Below are 2,944 nucleotides of genomic sequence, written 5' to 3' on the forward strand. Positions count from 1 at the left end.
TGATTGTAAAGGAATATGCAAAATCAAACGAAATTCCAATAATTATCTTTGGTGATATGCTTGCAACCGGCAGTCAATGTATAAATCTGCAAGAAGATTCATTATATCGCCTGAACCTTCCGGCAAGTTTAAGTGTCGGCAAACAAGAGATAAAATCCTTAATCAAAAACTATGATTTGCAAACATTCAAAGGATTTGGATGTCCGCTCCTTTATGAAGTTCACAGAAAGTTCCCATATATGAAGAAATTCTCAATTCAAAGAATTCTGAGGGAAACCCGATCCGGTGCACTGGAGCCCGGCGAAGCACTTGACCTTATTTGGAGTTTCTATAAAACAAAAGAATAACATTAACTTAATAACTATTATAGGAGATCATATATTATGATGCACAAAATTTGTCCAAGATGCGGATCTAAAAATGTAAAATGGATTATTCCACAAAATTGGTCACAATGGGTTTGTTACGATTGTGACTATACAGGACCGATTATTGAAGGAAATCAAGAACTAGCAGACGAGATTCATGAAGCTTACCTTGAATCTCAAAAAAATGAAGATAATGAATAGGTACTAAAGATATCTGGGAGCTGAGCATAACTTATAGAATTTATTGAGGAACAATTAAATAAGTTTCCCAAATACCTTTCGTACCAAATGTATCAATAATCCAAGGATTATATCAACATGTATAATATTGGTATTATAAGTATTTAAAGTTTAGGTATACCTAAAAATATTAAAAATTAAAAAAAATATAAGGAATTTAAATTCCTTTCTTTTCAAACTCATCATTTAAAAATACTTTAATGTTATCACGAGCAATCTGCACCATTTCCGGAGCAGGCCCTCCCGGAACAGCTCTGATTTTAACATTTTCTGCAGGATTCAAAGCTCTTTGAATCAAGCCATCATCAAGATTCAATTCATCAAAGCCCAATTCGACTGCAATGTCATCAATGAATTTGGAAGTGATATCCTCTTCAGCCATATCATTTGCTGTAGCCTCATTAACTATCCTTCCAACGATTTTGTGAGCAGTCCTAAATGGAATCTTTTTTTCACGAACCATGATGTCTGCAAGGTCTGTTGCAGTTGCAAAGTTCTTGCCTGCAAGCTCTGCACACCTGTCAACCTTAAACTCAACGGAAAGCATCATTTTTGTTACAATTGACAATGTTTCACGAGTCACTTTGACCGCATTCCATAAGTGGGGAGTGATTTCCTGCAAATCCCTATTGTAGGTGTATGGAATAGCTTTAAGAATTGTTAAGATAGTAATCAATTCTCCGGTTGCAATACTGGTCTTACCCCTTGCAAGTTCAGCCACATCAGGATTTTTCTTTTGAGGCATAATAGAAGAAGTTGATGAATATTCATCAGCCATTTCAATAACACCAAACTCATAAGTGCTCCACAATACCAATTCCTCACACATTTTTGCAAGAGTTGATGATAAAGACACTAAATCAAAGACTGTTTCTGTGATGAAATCACGTGCTGAAACTCCGTCCATGGAGTTTTCCAGGTAAGCGTCAAAGCCAAGCAAATCAGTAGTCAACTGCCTGTTTATTGGAAAACTGGTGGTAGCCATAGCTGCAGAACCTAACGGATTTAAATTAACACGTTTATAAGTGTCTGCCAAACGTTCATAATCTCTTTTGAGAGCTTGAGCATGAGCCATCAGATGATGAGCTATTGTAATCGGCTGTGCATGCTGAAGGTGAGTGAAACCAATGAAAATATCTTCCAAATGGTCACCTGCCATTTCAACCAATCCTTCAATGAATTCCAAAATACCTATTTGAATTTCTTCAATCATTTCCCTTAAAACTAATCTGACATCACATGCAACCTGGTCATTACGGGATTTTGCAGTATGCATAAAACCTGCTTCAGGACCAATTTTAGAGGTTACATAGTTTTCAATTGCCATATGAACATCTTCAATAGTAGCATCAAAGACTAAAGCTTCATAACCTTCCTCTTTAAGATTATCCAAAGCACATAATATCTTATCTGCAATTTCTGCATCAATTATTCCTTCATGTTTCAGCATTGAAGTATGTGCAAAATTAGTTTTGATATCCGCTTCAAAAAGAAGCATATCCGCTTCAAGAGATGAAGTGTACTCGGCGGCTTCATCAGTCATTCCAGTCTTAAAACGACCATTTCTAATATTATCCAAAAAAATCCCTTCTAAAAAGTAAGTTAAAAATAAAAATAATAAAAAAAGAAAATAAAGATTTTAAAAAATCTTATTTTTTCATTTCAGTGTATCCACATTTACCACATGCAAACCTGTCACCATGGTCAGCCATGAATACACCTTCACCGCAACGAGGACAAATTGGGTTTTTTCTTTCAATTTTGTCTCCATCTACTTTGTAAAGATCAGATTTTTTTACCATATAAACCACCTATTCTTCATCTGCTTCAGCTTCTTCTTCAGCAGGTTCTTCTTCAGGTTCTTCATTTTTAGCAATGACATGTTGAGCTTCAATATATTCTAAATCGTCAACAGTATCATAAACTTTAGCATAACCTAATGCTTTAGGTTCACCGTAGTGTGGTTGTACATTATCTACAACAATTAACTCTTTTTTAGTATTTAATAAAGCAACTAATTTTGATTTAATATCTAATACTTTAGGAGTTGCTTCTCCATCGTAATCAACATAAAATTTAATTTCTTTTCTGTTAAATACTTTATTTTCTTTTTCTTCAATAAATTCAATTTCCATTATAAAACCTCATTTATTTATTCTTCAATAAATCCGTCAATAAGCTTTTGAGCTTTATCTTTCATGTCAGAAACTTTTAAAAGTACTAAACCTTCATTAGGTTGTCCATATAGAATTGTAGTTTCTGGATTAGCCATTAAGATGCAAGGAAGAACTGCAAGATCTTCTTCCCCCGCTACTTCAATTACATAACATTCGCCA

Annotated in this window: 5 protein-coding genes and 1 pseudogene; 2 read left to right on the plus strand and 4 right to left on the minus strand. The window is 34.3% G+C overall.

Annotation, left to right across the window (positions count from 1 at the left end; all coding sequences use genetic code 11):
- Positions 1-347 (plus strand): annotated as a pseudogene (locus ACJMLH_RS01810) (ATPase); the annotation flags it as partial.
- A 36-nt stretch (positions 348-383) separates the two neighbouring features.
- Positions 384-569: a hypothetical protein gene (locus ACJMLH_RS01815; protein WP_405274226.1), complete on the plus strand. Its 186-nt coding sequence runs from the start codon at positions 384-386 to the stop codon at positions 567-569.
- Between the two features lie 196 nt (positions 570-765).
- Here the strand turns inward: ACJMLH_RS01815 and argH are convergent, their stop codons facing one another.
- The 4 genes from argH to ACJMLH_RS01835 all read right to left on the minus strand — a co-directional run.
- On the minus strand, positions 766-2,187 hold the full coding sequence (gene argH, locus ACJMLH_RS01820; protein ID WP_405274227.1) for an argininosuccinate lyase: 1,422 nt from the start codon (positions 2,185-2,187) through the stop codon (positions 766-768).
- A 70-nt stretch (positions 2,188-2,257) separates the two neighbouring features.
- Entirely contained in the window at positions 2,258-2,410 is a 153-nt protein-coding gene (locus ACJMLH_RS01825; RefSeq protein WP_069575404.1) for a 30S ribosomal protein S27ae, read from the minus strand.
- A 9-nt stretch (positions 2,411-2,419) separates the two neighbouring features.
- Positions 2,420-2,743 carry a 30S ribosomal protein S24e gene (locus tag ACJMLH_RS01830; protein ID WP_292605395.1) on the minus strand — a complete coding sequence of 108 codons (324 nt, stop codon included), beginning with the start codon at positions 2,741-2,743 and terminating at the stop codon, positions 2,420-2,422.
- 17 nt (positions 2,744-2,760) lie between these two features.
- Positions 2,761-2,944 (minus strand): DUF359 domain-containing protein (locus ACJMLH_RS01835; RefSeq protein WP_405274228.1); only part of this gene is annotated, 184 nt, incomplete at its 5' end.

The sequence above is a fragment of the Methanobrevibacter sp. genome, from assembly GCF_045116495.1.
In the GTDB taxonomy this organism is placed as follows: domain Archaea; phylum Methanobacteriota; class Methanobacteria; order Methanobacteriales; family Methanobacteriaceae; genus Methanocatella.

Bases quoted from the DNA above. Each gene is read 5' to 3' on its own strand.
- ACJMLH_RS01815 (WP_405274226.1), top strand. From the start codon at position 384: ATGATGCACAAAATTTGTCCAAGATGCGGATCTAAAAATGTAAAATGG.
- ACJMLH_RS01825 (WP_069575404.1), bottom strand. From the start codon at position 2,410: ATGGTAAAAAAATCTGATCTTTACAAAGTAGATGGAGACAAAATTGAA.
- ACJMLH_RS01830 (WP_292605395.1), bottom strand. From the start codon at position 2,743: ATGGAAATTGAATTTATTGAAGAAAAAGAAAATAAAGTATTTAACAGA.